The sequence below is a fragment of the Vibrio chemaguriensis genome, assembly GCF_012275705.1.
Taxonomy (GTDB): Bacteria; Pseudomonadota; Gammaproteobacteria; order Enterobacterales; family Vibrionaceae; genus Vibrio; species Vibrio diabolicus.
This window is the reverse complement of the sequence record NZ_SHOE01000002.1, coordinates 174,771-195,586: the sequence shown is the minus strand read 5'-3', so window position 1 is coordinate 195,586 and position 20,816 is coordinate 174,771. Positions and strand designations below refer to the sequence as shown.

16 protein-coding genes are annotated in these 20,816 nt (G+C 43.7%); 9 read left to right on the top strand and 7 right to left on the bottom strand.

Annotated elements, in window-relative coordinates:
• Positions 1-14 precede the first annotated feature (14 nt).
• Positions 15-1,280: an HD domain-containing phosphohydrolase gene (locus tag EX191_RS03160; protein WP_193447115.1), complete on the bottom strand. Its 1,266-nt coding sequence runs from the start codon at positions 1,278-1,280 to the stop codon at positions 15-17.
• A gap of 625 nt (positions 1,281-1,905) precedes the next feature.
• Here EX191_RS03160 and EX191_RS03155 point away from each other — a divergent pair.
• The 8 genes from EX191_RS03155 to EX191_RS03120 all read left to right on the top strand — a co-directional run bounded on the left by EX191_RS03155 (position 1,906) and on the right by EX191_RS03120 (position 12,553).
• Positions 1,906-3,099 (top strand): iron-containing alcohol dehydrogenase, encoded by a 1,194-nt coding sequence (locus tag EX191_RS03155; protein WP_193447114.1) that lies wholly within the window; start codon positions 1,906-1,908, stop codon positions 3,097-3,099.
• Between the two features lie 161 nt (positions 3,100-3,260).
• Positions 3,261-4,466, top strand: a complete 1,206-nt coding sequence (locus EX191_RS03150; RefSeq protein WP_150918642.1) for an aromatic amino acid transport family protein — start codon at positions 3,261-3,263, stop codon at positions 4,464-4,466.
• Between the two features lie 274 nt (positions 4,467-4,740).
• Positions 4,741-5,865: an HD-GYP domain-containing protein gene (locus EX191_RS03145; protein WP_193447113.1), complete on the top strand. Its 1,125-nt coding sequence runs from the start codon at positions 4,741-4,743 to the stop codon at positions 5,863-5,865.
• Between the two features lie 87 nt (positions 5,866-5,952).
• The gene (locus EX191_RS03140) at positions 5,953-6,171 is read left to right on the top strand and encodes a hypothetical protein (protein ID WP_005377723.1); all 219 of its coding nucleotides are present in this window, start codon (positions 5,953-5,955) and stop codon (positions 6,169-6,171) included.
• A gap of 325 nt (positions 6,172-6,496) precedes the next feature.
• Positions 6,497-7,261, top strand: coding sequence for an ABC transporter ATP-binding protein (locus EX191_RS03135; protein ID WP_193447112.1), 765 nt, complete (start codon positions 6,497-6,499; stop codon positions 7,259-7,261).
• Between the two features lie 10 nt (positions 7,262-7,271).
• Positions 7,272-8,156: an ABC transporter substrate-binding protein gene (locus tag EX191_RS03130; protein WP_193447111.1), complete on the top strand. Its 885-nt coding sequence runs from the start codon at positions 7,272-7,274 to the stop codon at positions 8,154-8,156.
• Positions 8,153-10,129 carry a Fe(3+)-hydroxamate ABC transporter permease FhuB gene (gene fhuB / locus EX191_RS03125; protein WP_193447110.1) on the top strand — a complete coding sequence of 659 codons (1,977 nt, stop codon included), beginning with the start codon at positions 8,153-8,155 and terminating at the stop codon, positions 10,127-10,129. The genes EX191_RS03130 and fhuB overlap by 4 nt, the downstream gene beginning before the upstream one ends.
• A gap of 201 nt (positions 10,130-10,330) precedes the next feature.
• A complete protein-coding gene (locus EX191_RS03120) occupies positions 10,331-12,553 on the top strand; it encodes a TonB-dependent siderophore receptor (RefSeq protein WP_193447109.1) in 2,223 nt (740 codons plus the stop codon).
• A gap of 41 nt (positions 12,554-12,594) precedes the next feature.
• Here EX191_RS03120 and EX191_RS03115 read toward each other — a convergent pair whose 3' ends face one another.
• From EX191_RS03115 to EX191_RS03090, 6 genes are all read right to left on the bottom strand, one after another.
• Entirely contained in the window at positions 12,595-13,143 is a 549-nt protein-coding gene (locus tag EX191_RS03115) for an MSHA operon transcriptional regulator (protein WP_012841863.1), read from the bottom strand.
• Positions 13,144-13,394: 251 nt separating this feature from the next.
• Complete coding sequence (locus EX191_RS03110) at positions 13,395-15,170, bottom strand: ABC transporter transmembrane domain-containing protein (protein ID WP_193447108.1); 1,776 nt, start codon at positions 15,168-15,170, stop codon at positions 13,395-13,397.
• A gap of 3 nt (positions 15,171-15,173) precedes the next feature.
• Positions 15,174-16,913, bottom strand: coding sequence for an ABC transporter transmembrane domain-containing protein (locus tag EX191_RS03105; RefSeq protein WP_193447107.1), 1,740 nt, complete (start codon positions 16,911-16,913; stop codon positions 15,174-15,176).
• A gap of 273 nt (positions 16,914-17,186) precedes the next feature.
• Positions 17,187-17,699 (bottom strand): prepilin-type N-terminal cleavage/methylation domain-containing protein, encoded by a 513-nt coding sequence (locus tag EX191_RS03100; protein WP_195806453.1) that lies wholly within the window; start codon positions 17,697-17,699, stop codon positions 17,187-17,189.
• 193 nt (positions 17,700-17,892) lie between these two features.
• Positions 17,893-19,236 carry a sodium/glutamate symporter gene (locus EX191_RS03095; protein ID WP_041852964.1) on the bottom strand — a complete coding sequence of 448 codons (1,344 nt, stop codon included), beginning with the start codon at positions 19,234-19,236 and terminating at the stop codon, positions 17,893-17,895.
• Between the two features lie 574 nt (positions 19,237-19,810).
• Positions 19,811-20,497, bottom strand: coding sequence for a DNA-3-methyladenine glycosylase I (locus EX191_RS03090; protein WP_193447105.1), 687 nt, complete (start codon positions 20,495-20,497; stop codon positions 19,811-19,813).
• Between the two features lie 86 nt (positions 20,498-20,583).
• Here EX191_RS03090 and EX191_RS03085 point away from each other — a divergent pair, with 86 nt between their 5' ends.
• Entirely contained in the window at positions 20,584-20,778 is a 195-nt protein-coding gene (locus EX191_RS03085) for a hypothetical protein (protein ID WP_005394200.1), read from the top strand.
• The last annotated feature ends 38 nt before the right edge of the window (positions 20,779-20,816 follow it).

Sequence of the window (20,816 nt, the reverse complement as noted above, 5' to 3'; positions counted from 1 at the left end):
CGCCCCTGTTTTGATTAAACGTCGGTTGAGAGTTCGTAACACTCTGTCATGTTTCGTTCTAATACCGCATAAACGTTAGAGCAAAGCTCCTCTTTGGCTATTTGCTCACCCATAATGTCGGCGATCTGTGTTTGAGTCATTCGTCCTCGATAGGGGCGATCTTGAGACAGGGCTTGGAAGACATCCGCGACAGCAATAATACGCGATGGTACATCGAGCTCGTCGCCTGTTTTGTGATAGGGATAGCCCGACCCGTCTAAACGTTCATGATGATTGGAAGCCCACTCCGCTATTTTCGCGTTAGGGAAGACCTTATGCAATGCGAGCTGAGTATCAATGGTATGGCGTTTAATGCGTGTGTACTCTTGTTTGTTTAGAGAGCCTTCTTTGTGAAGGATTTCATCTGGTGTTTTTAACTTTCCAATATCATGCACCAGCCCTGCAATATATAACATTTCTTGGTCGTGCTCGTTTAGCCCAAGCTTAATTGCTAGATAACGAGATAATTCCGCTACTTTTTGTGAATGTTGATAAGTGAACGGGCTCTTTGCATCGACAATTTGAGCGATAAACATTCCCAAACTGTTCATATCTTGGATGGTTAATTGTTTTTGAAGCCAATCAATGCTTTTAAAATTTAGGCCTATGGTTTCAATATTTTCCGACTCCATCGCGAACCAAAACGCGTCGGTCATGACGAGTTTAACCATTGCTTCGGCCATGCTTGGATTAAACAAGGTTCCAACGTTTGCCATGATACACTCAGCAATCAATTCCTCATGAAGCGTGACAATGTCACAGTGGCAGTTCATGACGTATTTTGAGCGCATAAAATCAAGGCGATCCGATAAGTAGAGCAGGGCTGCCACCTCTTTTTCAAAAGGCGGTAAATCGAGCTTTTTTAGTTCGCTCCAATGTGTATGGTGGTAAAGAACTGGTGTCGCAAATTGGCGCAACAAACGACACTGCTTGAGGCTTCGGTACCCTCTTAAGCAGTGTGTTTTCACGTCTTGTGGCACCAGCTCTCCAAGTAACATTTTATGTTCTTGTGTTTCGGAGACTCCACAGTCGTGGATCATACCTGCGAAGTAACAAAACTCCGCTTTTTCTGGCTCCCAACCCATGACGCGAGCACATTGGTAAGCGATATAAGCGACACGATGGCTGTGGTGAGTATCGTCAACACCGACATAATCGAGTGCTCGAGCAACCCAGATAAGTGCTTGTTTTAGATCGACTTCAAAGCCCGTGTCCGTATGGGAATGGCAAGAATGATTCATGGTTTATACCGACATTGCTAATTAGCCCACGCGAAACCCAAATCAGAAGGTGATAGGAAAATTGGGTACGACAGCGAATAGACCCCAAAAAGGTGGGCGTTTAGACGTAGTTTTAATTATGGGGCGGATAATAATCCTAGTTGCATAACAATATCACCTGAAGCTCATGATTAAGAGTCAGTTATTTGAACTAAGTATTAGTTTTGAAAGATTATTGTTGCTTTTATTGACTTATTTGAAAACGACAATAAATCATGATGTAACGCATTCTTATTTGTATTTTTATAAGTGATGTTCGGATTAGATTACTGATATACCGTACCGTTATGTGATTAAGCAGAATCCATATTTTTGAGTTTGTATTAATGATAAGGCACCTTCAATAACCACTTTATGATCGGCAAAGCCGAAGGGGGGTGAGTTATTAAGGTAACGCTAATGGAAAATCATAAAAAATAATTTTCTCTACAGCTCATGTGGTGTAGGGAGATCAAGATAACGGTATTGCTCCCTCAGCAGCATTTATGTGTTGATGGAATGACTTAATTAAAAAATGTGTGATTGCAAAGTAAGCATAGGTGATAAAAGTAGCTAGAATGATAGCTCTAAATGAAAAGGATTTCGTATGTTGAAGCATCGCTTATATCGGACTTACACCGCAGGGCTAAAAATAGCAGCTCTTATCCTTCCTATGCCGAGACCAACCTTGTTTTCCGGCCCTGGTTCGATGAATGAGCTATTAGAATCGATGACCGAACTGGGATTTAAACGCGTCTTATTAGTTACCGACGAAGGGTTAGTCCAAGTCGGTATTGTCGATAAGGTGCTCAAGGCGGCAGCACAACACGATTTACAGTTAGATGTTTTCTCGAAAGTGCAGCCCGATCCTACCTATGATCAGGTAGAAAGCGGTCTAGAGGCTTACCATCGTTTTCATTGTGAGGGCATATTAGCTTTGGGTGGTGGCTCGGCAATGGACTGCGCAAAGGTCATTGCTGCGAAAGTTACCAATAAACGACCAATAAAAAAGTTAGCTGGACTATTGAAAGTATGGCGAATGCCAGCGCCTCTGTTTGCTATTCCAACGACCGCAGGAACAGGAAGTGAGGTCACCATCGCCGCGGTCGTATCAGATCCCTCCTCACACATTAAAACCCCTTTGATGGATCCAAAGTTGGTGCCACTAATGGCAGCTTTAGATGCGAACTTAATGATTGGTTTGCCTCCTAAGATCACGGCTGATACTGGCGTTGATGCATTAACTCACGCTATTGAGGCGTATGTGTCGAGAAATGCTACTCAAGAAACTAGGGCTTACTCTGTTGCCGCCATTAAGTTAATTTTTAAGCATCTTCCTCGGGTCGTAGCACAAGGGGATGATGTTGAAGCTCGACATAAAATGGCCATGGCATCCTACTACGCAGGTTTAGCATTTACTAAAGCGAGTTTGGGTTATGTTCATGCGTTTGCTCACACATTCGGTGCGAAATATGGAATACCTCATGGCATGGCAAACGGATTAGCCTTGTTACCTGTGCTGCGCTTTTCATTGTCAGAGATAGAGCCTCAACTAAGAAAACTCGATGCGTTGACGGCCGAAGGGCAGTCAGGTGAGGCGAGTGCTCAACACTTTTTGACGCACGTGGAGTCTTTGTTTGCAAGCATTGATATTAAGCAGAAAAGTGCACTCATTAAGCGCGAAGATGCTGATGCGCTTGTAGATTTAATTCTGAAAGAGGCGCACTGGAATTACCCTGTCCCTAAGTTCATGAGCAGGGAAGAATGTACTCAGCTATTGTTGGATATTAGTACTGTGTAAGTTTTAATTTACACTTGTGGTTTTTTATCCTTACACTTTGCTTGATCTTCTGCTGAAGATCCTACAATATCGACAGCATTACAAATATGGTGTTGGTTTCGGTACGCCGTTGCCCGATCTAATACCGATAATTCCTAATAAAGTGTAAAGATAAATATACAATGAGTCGTTCTAAAGTATTCGGTAGTACTCTAATTATCGCGGGAACTACAATAGGTGCTGGCATGCTAGCCCTTCCACTTGCCTCTGCCGGCATTGGTTTTTCAACTTCAATCATCATCATGCTCAGTTTATGGGCTCTGATGGCTTTCACTGCCTTACTCATGCTTGAGCTTCATCAGCATGCAGAAAGTAGTGCAACTCTTCATACTTTAGCGAAACAGATCCTAGGCCAAAAAGGCAAGTGGGTGGCAAGTTTTGCGATGCTTTTTCTGTTCTACTCATTGTGTGCAGCATACATCGCTGGCGGTGGTGCTCAGTTCGGAGACCGCCTTGCACAATGGTTTGACCTTGATATTTCAGGGCCTACATCAACGATAATCTTTACCTTGATTGTGACTTTAGTTGTGACAGTTGGTACAGGTACGGTCGATAAAGTTAACCGCGTGTTGTTCGCGATGAAACTTGTTGCGATGGTTGCTGTGCTTTCTTTTCTTGCTCCAAACGTTACGGAATCTTACTTATTGAGTATGCCGATTGAGCAAGGTCTTATTGTAGCGGCGATTCCTGTTATCTTTACTTCGTTTGGTTTTCACGGAAGTATTCCGGCAATTGTGAATTACTTAGATGGCGATACTTCTTCTTTGCGCAAAGCCGTTATTATTGGCTCGACGATTCCGCTCGTGATTTACATCTTTTGGCAGATCGTGACGTTGGGTGTGGTTAGCCAAAATACACTTATTGAAAACGGTGGGTTGAGCGCGCTTATTGGTCAACTATCGCAGACGGTGCACCAATCAAACTTAGGCAACATTGTCGGTGTATTTGCTGATTTGGCACTGTTAACGTCATTTCTTGGTGTGAGTTTAGGTCTATTCGAGTTTTTGGGTGACACCATCAAAGGGAGCAACGATAAGCCTAATCGCTTGGTTGCGGCACTCGTGACGTTTACCCCACCGCTGGGCTTCGCACTTTTTTACCCTCAAGGCTTTATTATGGCTTTGGGCTATGCAGCGATTGCCTTAGCGATTTTAGCCATCTTTTTACCTCTGGTTATGGTGATCAAGGTTCGTAAATCGGATGATTTTACAGGAGAGTACCGAGTAGCTGGTGGCCAAGGCGCATTAGTGATAACGGGTATCGCTGGCACAGGTATCGTATTAGCTCAGGTGTTAATTACTTTGGGTGTGCTTCCTGCTTTGGGCTAGTTGTTTGGAACGTTTTCTGAATAACTTCTAGTTACTGAATTCATCGTAATCAATCAGTATTGTTAAGCCAACGAGTTTCGCTCGTTGGCTTTTTTAATCTGGATCAAATTACCGTAAGATATTCGGTGAAAGAATTGGTAGAAATGTGCTTTTATTTCGTACACTTAAGTTGTGGTATATCGATAATTTAAGTGGAGAAAACCGCTCAAAATACCATTGAATTTACAACACAATGAGCTTCTCTTGTTTCTCTGCTTGGGTGTGGAGGTGAAGTATGGCGCACCGGAGTTTTTACCCGTTTGCAAAACCGCTTAATGAGCAACTGCAAACGCTAAAGGGCAGGATGCAGGCGCACTTGCCGTGTATTGATAGGGTGTCATTTGCTAAATATCACCCAGACCAAGATGTGCTCAAATCATTTGCAGAAAGTGAGTTCGACACTTGGTGTTTAGCCCACCATGAGTCAGCATTCCGTAAACTCCACCACCTCAATATTGCCTCCAAAAACGCGATTCCTCGCATCGTCGAAGACCTTCACGATATTAATCACTGTCCTCGGGTTCAAACCTTACTCAAACACGGATACCAGTCGTCGGTTGCGATTCCTTGTTACGACAATAAAGCATTTACAGGCTTTGTGTTTTTAAATTCCACTCAGCCCAATGCGTTTAGCTTAGAAGCGTTGAATAGTCTCAAACCTTATTTCGAAATGATTCAATTTGCGGTTGAATCAGAAGACCACGTCGTTAGCGCGATAGAAACGTTGGCGAACCGAATGCAATGTATGATGCCAGGCTACTCCCCTGAGTTTTACGCGCATACCAAACGAATGAAGTACTACAGCCAAGTCATCGCAACGCAGTTAGCGGATCGTTATCACCTGAATGATGAAATGGTCGAAGATATTGGTATTTTTGCTCAATTCCATGCGCTCAGTGATATTCAGCTGCCAGTTGAAATTGCTAGTCGCCGAACAAATTATACTCAAGAACAAGAGGCGATATTGATTCAACATATTGAGCGTTGCATCGACTCGGCCGATGACATAGTGGCTCGTATCGGAAATCCGGTTCACCCGAGTGTGACTTTGTTTTTGCAGATGGTTACTTATCAATACGAAAACTTAAATGGTACTGGTTATCCGTATGGTTTAACCAGTGGCGATATACCAATCGCCGCGCAAATTACGGCTGTCGCGAATGCCTTTGATTTTATGACGACACACCATCCGTACAGACAAGCGTGGTCCATCCCATACGCATTGTTAGAACTTGAAAAATGGGTATATCAGGGATGGTTATCTCGAGAATGTGTTAATGCTCTGCGAGAGCATCAAGGTTATATAAAGAAAATCATCCACAAATATCCGGAGCACTATACAGGCTTGGGGTTAATGTGAAGAGCAGTAACGAAGTTGAAATGTTGACGAGGAGGAATATTTAAACAATACTGTTTTTATATACAGTAATAGGTTTGGAGGTGAAGTATGTTGTGGGAAACCCTTGAAAGAGTAAACCGCTTACGCCAACAAGCACTTGCAAATCCTGAGTTTGTTGAGTCAGCAAAAGAGCACGAACAAGCACTTCAGGAGCAAGAATACCATTATCAAACGAAGAAAAAGCGTTCAGCCAAAGACAAACAAGGTAAAAAGTCGCTGGCCGATATCTATAAAGAAGTAGAGTTTGGCGCTGACGCTCGTCATTAATTTATTCACTGCGGCATTTCTCATTTCTTCATGCGCCGCAGTATTCATTCAAATTTATGCGAGGGCAGTGGTAGACCGCTGCTCTCGTTGACCTGCCGACAATCCACTAATGAAGTTCAGCCGAGCAAATAATCATTAACGCTTAGTAATTCTCTCAATGATCTTGTTGATGTAATGATAATGACAACGGTTTGCATTTGTATCTTTGTTGTTATATAAAACCTCCCTTATTAATCGTTCTGTTGAATAAGAACGGCAAACGTGATGAACGAATGAAAGCGATTGATTAGCTTTCATTTGTGAATGGCTATTAGGTGAAGTAGGGATGTTGGAAGCTAAAGCACTCCAGTTTGAGATTGAAGGCAAGTCATTGCTAAAAGCGTTTGATGTGACATTTGAACCCGGAAAAACATACGCTCTTGTTGGGCACAATGGTTCAGGAAAATCTACATTGTTAAAGTTGCTGGCACAGCAACAGCCATACACCGCTGGTGACGTGGTTCTGCATGGAACGAGCATTAACGATCTCTCAGCGAAAAAATTCGCCCAACACATTGCCTACTTGCCTCAGCATCTTCCGGTGACCGACAGTATTTTAGGTCGCGATTTAGTCGGTTTTGGTCGTTACCCATGGCATGGTTTACTTGGTCGTTTGAGCAAGAAAGATCATGACATTGTTGAAGAATCAATGGCGATGACAGGAACACTAAAATACGCAGATCGCTTAGTTGATACGCTATCTGGAGGGGAGCGCCAACGAGTGTGGCTAGCCATGCTATTAGCGCAAAAAACCGAGTATTTGCTTCTTGATGAGCCTTTGTCTGCGTTAGATATTAGCCATCAAGTCGATATGTTGAAGCTCATCTCTAAACTCAGTAAAGAGTTGGGCTTGGGCGTTATTATCGTATTGCACGACATCAACTTAGCGACGCGCTTTTGCGATCATATCGTTGCATTACATCAAGGTGATTTGATTGCACAAGGCAATGTTGAACAGGTGTTTACTGAACCTAAGCTAAGGGACATATACGGGATAGAGATGAAGATCTCTGACCACCCTGCGGGTTATCCGGTGGCGATGCCAAGCTAGAGGTTGAATAATGAGCAGTACAAACACTCGACTTAAGCATTTCTCTTTCGCTCTCTCACTTAATGCGCTTTTGGTCAGTTCCTTTCAAGCAGTAGCTGAGGCGTCACCTCGGGTGATGTCGGTTGATTGGACACAAACTGAAACGATGTTGGCGTTAGGGGTCGTGCCTGTAGGCGTCGCTCAAGGGCAAGATTACGATGCTTGGGTAAAATCGCCACCGTTACCACCTCAAACTAAGGATGTAGGGTTAAGAACTCAACCCAATATAGAGCGTATTTACGAGCTCAGACCTGACCGTATTTTTATTGCCCCGTATTTCTCCTCAATGAAGCATCGTTTAGTCGATATTGCCCCCGTTACCACGATTGACTTATATGAAAGCGGGATTACAGATTGGTCGGTACTTACTCGTTTCACTCGGAGGTTTGGTGAAGAGCTAGGAAGAGAAGCGGAGGCTGAGGCACTTATCCAACAATATGAAGAACGTTTCTCTTTACTAAAACAGCGCATAAACAAAGGCCAGCCGCCGCTTTTAATGATTCAGTTTATGGATACGAAGCACGTTCGTGTTTTTGGTCAGAATAGCCTTTACTCTCAGGCTATCGAAAAGATTGGGCTGAGTAATGCGTGGAACAAAGAGACAAATAGCTGGGGCTTCAGCTTAGTCGGCATCGATAAGTTAGCAGGTATAAGGGCCCAAATTGTTATCGTTGAGCCATTGCCTCACGGTGGCGAAAAGCGGCTCTCTCAAGATCCGTTTTGGCAATACGTTGTTCAACAGTCTGGTGAGGAGGTCATGCAAGTCGCGCCTGTTTGGAGTTTTGGTTCTATGCCTTCAGCGCTTCGGTTCGCGGAGTTAGTTACGGCGAGTAAGGTCGAGGAGTTAGAACAATGAAAACCATGCCTTTAAGCCTTGTGGTGTTACTTTCGGCATTTACCTTTTCTATTGGTGCTTTCCAATTGTATCAAGCAAGTTCATTCTCACTGGCTCTTAGCAGTTTATGGAAACCTAACTTTCAATCTATCGATTCCGTCTTACTTCACTTTAGCTGGTGGCCTCGAGTCTTCATCACGATTATTTCTGGTGCCGGATTAGCGGTTGCTGGGGTATTAATGCAACAAGTTCTGCGCAATCCTCTTGCTTCGCCAACAACATTAGGTGTGGCGAGCGGTTCAAGTTTTGCTTTGATGTTAGCTACGCTATTTGCCCCTTGGATGTTGGATATAGCACCTAATTTGGTTGCTCTCATCGGCGGTGTGACATCGATGGGGTTGGTGATGCTGTTGTCATGGCGACGAGCGTTATCTCCAACGGTCGTCGTCGTTTCTGGGTTAGTGATAAACCTGTACTTTGCATCATTAAGTACGGTTATTCTGATGATGAATACCGAAAAGCTGAATGGATTAATGATATGGGGAGCGGGCTCGCTTGTTCAGAGCGGATGGGGTGATTTCTCGTATCTTGCACCTCGAATCGCACTTGCTACGGTTATCGCATTTGTGTTTGCAAAGCCGTTAAGTCTGTTAGAACTCTCCGAGCAAGGTGCCAAGAGTTTAGGTGTCTCGCTAGCCAAACTGCGCTTTGTCTGTCTTGGGCTTGCGGTGTTAATCACTTCTTGGGTCGTTTCTGCAGTAGGAATCATCGGTTTCATCGGATTAGCAGCGCCAGCGATTACTCGATTGATAGGTATCAATAAAATCCAGCATAAGCTTTGGGTATCGATGCTGATTGGTGCCATGTTATTGACTTTAACCGATTTGGTTATTCAGCAACTGCCAGGGCTAATGGCGAGTTTTATACCAACGGGAGCAGCAACCGCTGCACTGGGCGCTCCGCTACTGTTATGGCTGCTACCTCGCTTATCACAAAAGACGCAGGGTCATACTCAAACGGTGTTAACTCGACATCGTCAACATGTTTACAAGCTAAACCCTAAAGCGATCTCATTGGCGTTGATCGGCACATTAATTTCCGTTGTTCTTTTTGCCACGGTTGCTGTGCAAAATGAAGGGTGGACAAACTTGTTTGCTAGCCAAAATTGGATTTTTTTGGAATGGCGCGCACCTAGATTATTTGCAGCAGCAATTGCGGGGGCAATGTTAGCGATTGCTGGCACCATGATTCAACGCCTAAGTGGAAACCCAATGGCCAGTCCAGAAGTGATCGGCATCAGTTCAGGGACAGCGATGGGATTGATCATCGCGATGTTTACTGGGTTAGGTTCGTCAATTTTCACTCTTTCTTTAGGCGGGCTTGTAGGTGCATTAGCGACGGTATTGGTCATTGTGCTGCTAAACCGTAAATCAGGTTTTCAGCCGGAGCGCATTTTGTTGACTGGTATTGCTATTACCGCACTGATGAATGCAATACAGAGCTTTATTCTAGCCACTGGTGACCCAAGAAGTTATCAAGCATTGGCTTGGTTGTCTGGGTCTACCTACTATGTTTCGGTTGAAACGTTACTCCCATTGTCTTTATCTGCGCTTGTTTTTATAGGGTTGAGTTTTCTCTGCGTAAGATGGCTAGATATTCTTCCTGTTGGCGCCGCTTCCTCTAAAGCACTTGGGATTCGCGTTGATCGTTCACGCTCGATACTGCTGCTTTTAGTTGCTTGTCTCACGGTCAGTGCGACATTGGTTGTTGGTCCTATTAGCTTTGTTGGGTTACTGGCTCCGCATTTAGCTCGCTTATTTGGCTTTAACAAAGCGTCACAACACATGTTATGCGCCGCGATATTGGGTTCCGGCGTGATGTTGTTGGCCGATTGGTTGGGACGACAAGTTCTTTACCCGCAAGAAGTACCAACAGGGCTTATGGCGTCTCTCATTGGCGGTTTGTATCTGATGTGGGGATTACGTCGTTTGTAGATACGAGCTACGCCTCAACCAAGAAAGTAATTATACAAACAAGCACTCGCAGTGGCATTCGCAACCTATGCGAGTGCTTTATGCAAAACCTCTGGTTTGTCTTTTATGGAAACAACTGGTGATGCCGTAACTCGCTTTTCTTTCAGCGATCGCTGAAGTCATGAAGGGTTGGTTTGGCTGCCGACAAAAAAGGAGAATAATATGACTCGGCAGTTTATGCTGACACCAACGTCAATGGCGGTTGTATTAGCGTTATCAACGCCAAATGTCTTGGCTCAGGAAGATGAAAATATAGTTGTGATTGGACAGCAGCAAGACAGTGCAGTTGGTCCTGATTTTAGTTATCTTGGAGCGAAGAGTCGGGCAGCGACGAAAACTGATATTGCCATCAATGAAACCCCAAGAGCGGTATCTGTTGTTACGCGAGAACAAATGGATGATCGTGCCTCTATTAGCATTTCTGACGCGCTACAGTACACACCAAGTATTCAAACTAATTATTTCGGCGAAGATAACAAGCAAGATTGGTTTATTATTCGTGGTTTTAAACAGGCGAACAGCGGGCTGTATCAAGATGGTACCCGTTTATATTCTTCTGGTTTCTATAGTTGGCAAATAGATCCGTTTACGTTAGAAAGGGTTGAAGTGTTACGTGGTGCAGCGTCTGTTCTTTATGGGCAAAACCCTCCTGGTGGGGTTATCAATGTCGTCAGTAAGCGACCTCAATTTGATGGAGGCTCTGGGCTTGTATCTTTGGAGTACGGTTCTGAAGACCGTAAACAACTTTCTCTTGACGTAAACTCTGAGGTGAGTGAGCAGTTAGCTTTCCGCTTTCAAGGGTTAGCGAGAAAAAATGGGACGAGAATTAGTGGGGTAGAAGCAGAGCGCATTCTTCTCTCTCCATCAATGACGTACAAATTTAATGAGACGTCTGAAATTACCTTTCTAACGAGCTATCAAAAAGACGACTCAGATCCTTATCTGCAATTTTTGCCAGTTGAAGGAACGTTAACGCCAAACAAAAATGGAAAGATCAGTGATAGTTTAGCGATAGGTAATCCTAACTGGGAGACCTTTGAGCGTGAGCAGGTGTCTTTAGGCTATGAGTTTTCTCATGCGTTTAATGATACCACTTCATTTGTTCAAGCAGCTCGTTACAGTGAAATGGATGTTAAGTTGAGACAAATGTATTCGTACGTTTACTCGGCTGATGTGCCTGGGTTGGGGTCGATTTTAGATCCATCAAATGAACGCAAGACCATACTTCGGGGCGCTTCAACAGAAGATGGATCATCCGATGCTTTTAATATTGATAATCGTTTGATGCACCAAGTAAATTGGGGAAGCGTTGAGCATAACTTGATGTTGGGTTTAGATTTTCAAATGATCAGTATCAATGGTAAGGACTTTGCTAATGATCCTATCGTTGCTGATGGTAATGCATTCTTAACCACACCAATGGGAGCTTTGCCTGACCCTAGGTTTAATGTATTCAATCCCACTTATTCGGATAATATAATGTTACTCGATCCGAATACGCTACAGCCATTGAGCGAAACCGATAAGCAAAGAACGAAAATCGAGAACCGACAGCTCGGTGTCTACTTTCAAGATCATATGCTGATTAACGATAAATGGGCAATGTTATTGGGTGCGCGTTACGATGATACAAGTAACGAAGTACATAATGTTACCACGGGTGCTCGCACGAAAGTCGATAATGGAGAGTGGACGTTTAGCGTGGGAACGGCTTATATTTCTGATTCTGGCTTCACACCATACTTTAGTTACTCTCAGTACTTTGATCCAATTATTCAAGAAGATAACAATGGTAAGCCAGCGAAGCCGGAAAGCGGTGATCAATTTGAAATCGGTATGAAGTACCAACCGGATTCATTCGATGGCTATTTCAATATCGCAACGTATCGGGCAACAAAAGAAAATTTGGCTCGTATCTACTTGAGTGAATTGACGCAAATAGGAAAAATAGAAAATAACGGCGTTGAGTTTGAAGCTGTAGCCAATGTGACACCTTCTTTAACATTAATCGGAAACATAGCCTATGTTGATGCAGAGATAAAAGAAGACGTCAATAAGACATGGGTCGGCAAAACACCGTCTCAAGTCGCGAATACCGTATCATCAGCTTGGGCACATTATCGTTTCTTTGATGGACCTCTTGATGGCTTTTCGGTTGGCTTAGGTGCGCGCTATACAGGTGAGTCATACGGAGATAATGAAGAGAGGCTAAAAGTACCAAGTTACTTTTTAATGGATGCGACGGTCAGCTATCGCATTGGAGATTACAAGCTACAAGTCGCAGCCAAAAATATCACTGATAAAGAGTACATAGCGACATGTGATGGTTTTTGTTGGTATGGTGATCGACAAAATGTTATTGCAAGTTTAACTTACGATTGGTGATTTAACGGATAAATAAACACCCCTAGTGTAGGGGTGTTTATTTAGAAATCGGCTTTGCGGACAAAATGTGGGTTTTTGTACTTTTTCTGCGGACCAAACGATGATACGACGAGCTTGTTCCATAACGTTTTGTCAAACTCACCCTTTGGAATCGAAGGGTAGAGGGTTTCCTCTTCTTCTCTTGCAAAGTTCATGTACTGTTTCTTCTTAATTTGATTGTACTTTTTGGCGATCTGGTTATGTTTTCTTACCCACTCCAGTTTGTAATTGTGGAGCACTTTTTCACCTTCTTCCGCACTCATTCGAGATAGGAATAATCGCTTGTACGAGACCTTTCTGTCCAACATTGTGCGCATGACGGTTTGGATATATTTACCGTGGTGCGTGACAGTAATATCTTTTTCGTCAATAGGAGTGACGCACCAGCCTTTAGGTAAAAAGTCTGGCTTCTTAAACTGCTTATTACGCTCCATTAGCGCCTGATGTAAAATCAAATCAGAGGTACCGCGGAACGTTTTTTGCCATTTACCGATACGAATTTGAATCGAACCAGGCAAGCGATAGATGTTAGTAAACTTATCTTTGTCCATGGACTTGTGTCATGAGATTAATATGCATTATTAGAAAGTGAAAACAGTCTAGTGCAAAGGGCGCCAGACTGAAGTACCGTACGATTTTACAACGACCTTGCGTGATATAGCGAGGGGTTATGTCAATAATAGGTAAGAAATAGAAAATTAGTTCACATTATGAAGAAATTGGAAGCTAATCAGGCTAACTTTTGAAGTTGGGCCGATTATGCCCATGCCTACCAAATAAAAAGAAGGCATGGGTATAAACATCACACCGCTTCTTCGAGTTGCTTGGTTTCTTCTTCAATCTGCTGTAAATGTCGGTTTGCTTGCTGTAACTGATACATTTGGGCATAACGACCATTTTGTTTCAACAGTGTTTTGTGTGTGCCTTTCTCTACTAACTTCCCATGATGAAGAACAATGATTTGGTCCGCATCCAAAATAGTTGAAAGTCGATGAGCGATAACGACTAGTGTCATGTCTTGTCTGAGTACTGCCAAGCTCTTTTGTATTAAAGCTTCTGTTCCTGAGTCAATATTGGCCGTTGCTTCATCTAATATCAATATTTTAGGTTTTACCACAAGCACACGCGCTAACGCTAAGAGCTGTTTTTGTCCAGCAGATAGATTGGTTTCACCTTGACCTAACTGCGTGTCTAGCCCATTAGGATAACGGTGAATTTGCTCTGCCAAACCTACCTTGTCTAACGCATCCCATATTTGAGTATCGTCAACCGCTCGACCAAGAGAGATGTTTTCTCTGACTGAAGCAGGGAGAATGTGCGGATCTTGCTGAACCATTGCCACATCTTTGCGAAGGACGTCTTTCCCTAGTGTTTTAAGTGGACGGCCATCGATGAGCAGTTCACCACATTGCGTTGGATAAAAGCCCATTAACAGTGACGCTAATGTGCTTTTACCGCTTCCTGTATGCCCGACAAGCGCGATAAAGTCTTGGTGATTGGCCTTCAACGACATGTCTTTTAGGACGTCCTGTTTACCATCGTAGCTAAATGTGAGGTCTTTAAGTTCGATAGCACCTGACCTTAATGGCTGATGATCGTCCCCATAAGTTTGTTCTTTCGCATCAATCAATTCAAACACACGTTCGCTTGATACTAACGCTTGCTGAAGTAGAGCAAGCTGCTGAGTCATTTCAATTAATGGCTCAGTAACGCGTGCAAGATAACTGATAAACGCATACAGTACCCCCACACCAATCAACTCAATACCGTTAAAGCCAAAGATCGCAACCAAGCAAAGTAACGCGAGGCCAGCGAGCAAGTCCATCAATGGTCTTAGCAGATAGCCGTTTAGCCGAATCACTCGTTTAGATGCCACCAAATGCTCTGCGGTTAGCTCGTTGAACTGTTTATTAAAACGCTCTTCTTGTTGCATTAATTGAATGACACTCATCCCTTGAATGGATTCACTCAGATTCGCATTTATATCAGTCAATAGGTCACGCATCTTTCGGTAGCTTTCTGTACTTAGCTGCTTAAACAAGTACATAAAGCCGATGACGATCGGTAGCAATACAAGCACAACAAGTGTGAGTTTCCAGCTCATGAAAAACATAACGCCAAGCATCACCACAATCATGACCACGTTTTTCACCAAGGTCGCGATCAAGAGCTCATAAAATTGCTGTAGAGATTCCGTATCGTTGGTGATTCGCGATACCAATTTCCCCGCAGGAGTGTAATCAAACGCAGATAACGGCTGCTTAATCACGCCAGAAAATACTTGCTTACGAATCGCTTTGATCGTGTTAGCCGCGACAATGCTAAATTGCAATGACTGAAAATACTGGAATGTTGCCGATACGATCTGAAGAGCGATATAACCTACTGCTAGCGAAATCAGAATATTTTGTGAATAGTCACCTTTAGCGATGTGCTCATCAATGAAATATTGAATTAACCAAGGGCCGCCGGCGCTGGCTAACGCTGCAATAAACAGCAAGGCGAGTCCTTTAATCATTGGCTTTGGTTGAGATAATGGGTAAGACATTAACCGTTTAAACGTACTGGTCTGCTTCATTCATTATTCCTCCATCGCCTGTTCTAGTTTTTGGTACTCGAACATTTCGGCGTACCAGCCTTTATGCGCTAATAAAGCGCTATGTTGCCCACGTTCAGTAATGTGTCCGTGATTCAATACAATGATCTCGTCTGCTGCTTCCAATGCGGTGAGGCGGTGCGCAATAACGATTAGGGCTTGATCACGGTAGTGCGTTTCCAAATTCTTAAGGATTTGATGTTCGGTCCGTCCATCAACAGCGGAAAGTGCATCGTCCAAAACCAACACTTGGGCATTCAACAGCATAGCGCGTGCTATCGCAATACGTTGTTTTTGCCCGCCGGAGAGTGTAATGCCTTTTTCACCGACTTCTGTTTGGTAGCCTTCAGGAAACTTCTCAATATCGTCATGTATACAGGCTAACTTTGCTGCTCTGTAGACTTCTTCCTTTCCCGCGTTAGGGTTGCCTAAGGCAATATTGTCAAAGATAGATTTTGAAAATAGAAACGGGCTTTGATTAACCACGGCAAAGCGGTTGCGCCACTGAGGAAGTAGGGCATCTTTAATCTCAACATCCCCGAATGTAATTGAACCTTTTGTTAGGTCGTGCTGACGCAAAAGCAGCGTTAGCAGGGTTGATTTTCCGCTTCCGACAGGGCCAGCTACTCCCAACATTTTACCGGGCTTGAGCTCGATTTTTATTTCGGCTAGAGCTGGTGGTAAATCACTGGACCAGTGGAAAGCATCGATATCAATTTTTAATGGCAGTGGTTTATCTTCTAATGGTTTATTTCCACTGACAATCTCTGGTGTTTCATCAAAGATCTCTTGTAGGCGATTCCATGCTGCGGAGCCTCGCTCTAAAATATTAAATAAGAAAGCGAAGGCCAGCATAGGCCATATCATTAACCCTAAATACATCGTAAAGGCTGTTAGATCACCAAGCGTGATCTCTCCCTTATCGACAAGGTAAGCACCAGCAGCGACACTGAGAAGGAAAGAGAGGCCGATGGTGAGTTGGATAGCTGGATCAAATCTCGCGTCGACTCTAGCGACGGCGATATTTTTCTGACCGGTATCATCGACTACATCGTCAAAGCGCTGTTGTTCTTGATTCTCTAACCCAAAAGCTCGCAACATTCGCACGCCGTTAAGTGACTCTTGCGTCATGTCTGACATGGTAGAAAAGGCTTCCTGAGCAATGCGGAAACGTTGATGCAGTATACGGACAATAAAAAAGATGATGATTGCAAGAAACGGCATTGGAAGAAGTGCCATAACGGTGAGCTTCCAGCTAACTTGCGTTACCATGATGATTAAAACTGCAATACCCGTGATCAAGGAATCGGCTGCCGTTAAAACCCCTTCGCCGGCTGTCATTACGATGTTACGTACATCATTAGTACCACGCGCCATCAGATCACCGGTCTTATAACGTTCGAAAAATCGGGGTGGTTGTGTCGATAAGTGCCTATAGAGACGATTACGTAGAATGGTTCCGAGTTCCCAGCTTGCGCCGAAAAGCCAAATTCGCCATAAGATACGGCATCCATAAATGGCAAAGATCAGTGCAGTGAGTCCCAAGAGCCACAGAATCAGCGTATTTGTATCTAACGTGTTATCTACGACCCCATCAACGATGATACCGACCGCTTTAGGAGGAACAAGTTGTAGAGTTGATATCACAGCGAAAAGCAAAATCGATCCGACATAATGCTTCCACTTTTGTTGGAAATACCAACGTAACTGCCAGAATATTCTCATCACGCCTCCCGCTTTAAATTATTGAATTTGTTATAGAACTATTATTGAGCGAAATGATGAGTTTACAAGCACAAATTATTGGCGGTCGGAAAAACGATAGATTGTTTCGATTACGGGCGCGTGCGGTCGCGAATTACTTGTTTTCTCGCTGCAAGCTAACTATGAAACAACATTATGTGAAATAGTTGTTAATAATGGGTTTTGGGGCCAGTATTCTGCTAAAAGCGATGAAAGCACCAAAAGTGCAACTGTTACTTTCACTCACTAGGGGAACTAGCAGTCGTCAGTTTGTATTTTGTAGCTGACTTGGCCACCTGGAGTTTCTGGGTAGTAAACTTCGACATAACACATATGGTCTGGACCAACAGGTTTGTTTGCAAAGCCGATAAGGAAATAGGGTTCGTCCGGGCTGTCTACCCCGTACCAAGTATTGATAGTGAGTTGAGGGTCGAAACCTGCCAGCTCTTTTGCGGGAATGACATTCTTAATAAATCCAAAGTAACCAATTAGGTCGTTATTGCCGTCATTATCTAGATCAATGTTATGTTGTTCGCCGCCATCTACCGTCTCTTGAGATTGAATAACGGCTTTGGTGTACACAAAGTTGTTTGCAGTCATGAGCGCTTCCCTCGCGCCATATAGAACCGCCACTCGGGCATTTTTTTGCAGACCAAGAAATTTAGGAAGGGCAATAACACTAACGACACCAAGGATAATGATGCACACAATGAGTTCAATGAGGGTAAATCCTTGAGAGCGATGCACTGCCTTTTCTCCATGAGTCATGAATAGTTTGGCGGCTATTTTGATATAAAAATGCGTAGGTCAAGTATTAAAAAAGGATGGGAAGGGGTGACCAAGCTTGCAGATCTTAAATATAAAACAAGTTGCTTATCTGTTGCATGCTGGTGGGAGGCGGCTATCGAATAAGGGGAGAGAGTTAAATTCGGGAGGATAAAATACCTCCCGAAATGAGCAATTAAGACTCGTTTGCGACGGCTTGACCGCTGCGCTTAAACACAAATCGCCAAATAAATAAGACAACGGCAATATAGGTTAGACCAACACCTAACGCTTGCCAGTGCATGCCGTTATACATTGCGATTGGCATAAGCGAGATGATGAAAATGTCCGTAATTGAGCCTGGAACATAAGCGATAGCATAGTCATCTAACACTTTACTGCGCATTTTGGGGTCGACAATGCGTAATAACGCGATACCCATAGCGACTGTACCTGTTAACCATCCCCAAGAGAAAATGCCTTTCTCAAACCAGTCATCTCCCATGATGCGAGGTGCAACCCAAAAGATAAGCCATAGCGTGAACGCGATACCACCAATTGCGAGCACTACCATTGGCATTAAATACTGCGCTAGAACCGTGATCTTAATCGCTGAGATACCAAAGATGATCAGGTAATCCGTACTAATACCCGCTGCGTGTTTGAATGCGCCGTCACATAGGTAATGAGATGCCTTGGTTTGCTTAGCGATGATTCGAACTAACATACCGCCCAGAAAGCCAGTAACGAAAGTCGGAATTTGTACCTTATCGTGGAAAGAAGATAAGTAGTTGGCTGCTACATAAGAGAAAGCGGTTACCACTACAACCAGCGCCGCGTGAATCGCGAAAGAATCGACTGACAATGATGACATCGTATCTTTCATCACAGGTTCTTGATCGTCAGGTTTCACTAAGCCTTTGCGCTCGTGTTCGTCCATGCTGTCGAATGTCGTAAAGCTACGAATCCAGCCCATTTTCAACGCAAACTGAAGCATTAACATGCCCACCGAGATTGAAATAAAGATCCCAACCGTGGCGAACGTTAAACCAAGTGTAAAACCATCTTCCCAGCCAAGGCCTGTGAAGATTTCACCGACTACAGATGCTGAACCATGACCGCCCATGAATCCCGCGGACATGGTTACGCCAAACCCAGGATTAATGTCAGGCCAAAAGAAGGTGGTAAGTACTAAACCAAACATTGCTGCAAACAGCCATTGCGACACGGATGCAATTTGGTTAAACGCCCACAATGAGCCTGCTCGTTGAGCAACCACTTTTGGTGACGGGACATCTGTTGCTAAACCCAACGCAGAAAAAAGTGCAGCAGTTAAGAGGCTTGCGTTTGCGGTAAAAGTATCTGTCCAAGGTAATACGTTAAGCAGAGCTGGGCCAAAAATAAGACCAAATAACCCAGCCAATACAGCTGATGGAATGTACATGCGTTGTAGTAAAGGCATATGTACACGAATTACTTTTGCTGCAATTAATAGTAAGCCAGCGATGGCTAAGTCAGTCAGCATTAGACCTTTTGGCATTTCTTGTCCTCCAGTAAATGCGTTCAAGGGGCTCATCCTTTTAACCAGCCTTGATGTAATAAATAACTTCCAGCACAAAACCACGAAAATAGTCACTCATGTGACATCGCGTCATGGTTGTTCTAGTCAGCACTCTATTGCGCTGTCGAATTTGTATTAACGGATCTGTTGATCCTTAAATCTATAAAGTGAGTGCAATTGTTGTGAGTGCTCACGAAGTGTTGAGAAATTTGAATAAATTCCTCGATCAAGTTTCTGATAGTTCACTCAGGAAGGGCGTGTATCCTAGTCAGTTTGTCAGCGCAATGCAATTGAGCGTCATCAATATTTAGTGCCTAAAAACTGGGCACTTGTAATTAAATATTTGATAAATAAAAATATTGAACAAGAAAAATAATTTGTCGATATGATAACTTTTTGTGATTTGAAGGGGGATTTTGCCACTTTAAGGAGGGATTTTTTGGAGGAATCGAGAAAGTAGTAATATCAGTAATAGCTAAAGTAGAGTGATTCGCGCAAATATCATGCGTTATAGGGGGCCGGAATTTCGCCCCCAGAGCTACAAAGTGCTTGTTTAAATTCGGTTGTCACCAGTACTAAACGCGATAATTTGACTGATTTCGGTCAAGCTTCTTCCACTTTCTTGCTGCCACTGAATAAAGGCTTTATTAGCAGAGTCCAAGGACTTTTTCGTGTCTTTGCCGCCTTCAATGATCTTGCAGTTGCGTAAATAAGCTTCGACATCGTTAGACAGAATAAAAGTGTCCACGCCCATTTGGCGTAAAGTGTAAGGGCCTGTATTTCCACCCAAACGACTACCATGCTTCTTCAAGTAGCCCCATAGATCCGTAATCTTTTCCCGAGGCCATTCAGCAATCATGTTACTGAACGAGCCATATTCGATTCTTGCTTCATGGATCATGCGAGCGTTGGCCGGAATCGACATGACTTTAGTGAGGTGGCGAATGATGCGTTTGTCGGTCGCTTTGGTTTCCCATTGCTCGTCTGACAGCATCAACAACGGCTCAATCTTAAATCCGAAGAACACTTCTTCGAAGTTCGGCCACTTGTTGCGAACCACGCTCCACGAAATCCCACTTTGGAACACCTTCATCGAAAAAGCGGCGAGCCAACGGTCATCGGGAATCGCTGCTAATTCCTCTTTACTTAATGGGTGAGACAATAGCGCTTCAAGCTGATCTTTTCCGCCTTTTCGCTTAGCAGCACGTTGATAAATCGCGTCAAATTTTTCGATACTCATAAAAGAAGTTAGTCCTAGTTTATGTCGATATTTGCGAAACATACTACGCTTAAGTAGCTGAATCGTAAATTGATGGAGTGTCACAAATGAAGAAGGTCACATTAACGTTTGTCGGGGAAGGTTCGGAGCGTATCGCGGATAAATTTTATACTTGGCTGGCTGATGGCGGATTAGAAGACAGCTTAATTGAAACTCTATCGGACAGAGAAGTGTCGGTGGTCGGTATTAGCGATATGGATAACGAAACGCGCGATGTAGTGATTACGACAGAAATGAATTAGCGCGTTGTACACGATAAAAACCAAAAGAATGCGATACA

What these genes read in the sequence shown, in the direction of transcription:
- EX191_RS03160 (WP_193447115.1), bottom strand. Translation starts at nt 1,280, where the DNA reads ATGAATCATTCTTGCCATTCCCATACGGACACGGGCTTTGAAGTCGAT.
- EX191_RS03155 (WP_193447114.1), top strand. Translation starts at nt 1,906, where the DNA reads ATGTTGAAGCATCGCTTATATCGGACTTACACCGCAGGGCTAAAAATA.
- EX191_RS03150 (WP_150918642.1), top strand. Translation starts at nt 3,261, where the DNA reads ATGAGTCGTTCTAAAGTATTCGGTAGTACTCTAATTATCGCGGGAACT.
- EX191_RS03145 (WP_193447113.1), top strand. Translation starts at nt 4,741, where the DNA reads ATGGCGCACCGGAGTTTTTACCCGTTTGCAAAACCGCTTAATGAGCAA.
- EX191_RS03140 (WP_005377723.1), top strand. Translation starts at nt 5,953, where the DNA reads ATGTTGTGGGAAACCCTTGAAAGAGTAAACCGCTTACGCCAACAAGCA.
- EX191_RS03135 (WP_193447112.1), top strand. Translation starts at nt 6,497, where the DNA reads ATGTTGGAAGCTAAAGCACTCCAGTTTGAGATTGAAGGCAAGTCATTG.
- EX191_RS03130 (WP_193447111.1), top strand. Translation starts at nt 7,272, where the DNA reads ATGAGCAGTACAAACACTCGACTTAAGCATTTCTCTTTCGCTCTCTCA.
- fhuB (WP_193447110.1), top strand. Translation starts at nt 8,153, where the DNA reads ATGAAAACCATGCCTTTAAGCCTTGTGGTGTTACTTTCGGCATTTACC.
- EX191_RS03120 (WP_193447109.1), top strand. Translation starts at nt 10,331, where the DNA reads ATGACTCGGCAGTTTATGCTGACACCAACGTCAATGGCGGTTGTATTA.
- EX191_RS03115 (WP_012841863.1), bottom strand. Translation starts at nt 13,143, where the DNA reads ATGGACAAAGATAAGTTTACTAACATCTATCGCTTGCCTGGTTCGATT.
- EX191_RS03110 (WP_193447108.1), bottom strand. Translation starts at nt 15,170, where the DNA reads ATGAAGCAGACCAGTACGTTTAAACGGTTAATGTCTTACCCATTATCT.
- EX191_RS03105 (WP_193447107.1), bottom strand. Translation starts at nt 16,913, where the DNA reads ATGAGAATATTCTGGCAGTTACGTTGGTATTTCCAACAAAAGTGGAAG.
- EX191_RS03100 (WP_195806453.1), bottom strand. Translation starts at nt 17,699, where the DNA reads ATGACTCATGGAGAAAAGGCAGTGCATCGCTCTCAAGGATTTACCCTC.
- EX191_RS03095 (WP_041852964.1), bottom strand. Translation starts at nt 19,236, where the DNA reads ATGCCAAAAGGTCTAATGCTGACTGACTTAGCCATCGCTGGCTTACTA.
- EX191_RS03090 (WP_193447105.1), bottom strand. Translation starts at nt 20,497, where the DNA reads ATGAGTATCGAAAAATTTGACGCGATTTATCAACGTGCTGCTAAGCGA.
- EX191_RS03085 (WP_005394200.1), top strand. Translation starts at nt 20,584, where the DNA reads ATGAAGAAGGTCACATTAACGTTTGTCGGGGAAGGTTCGGAGCGTATC.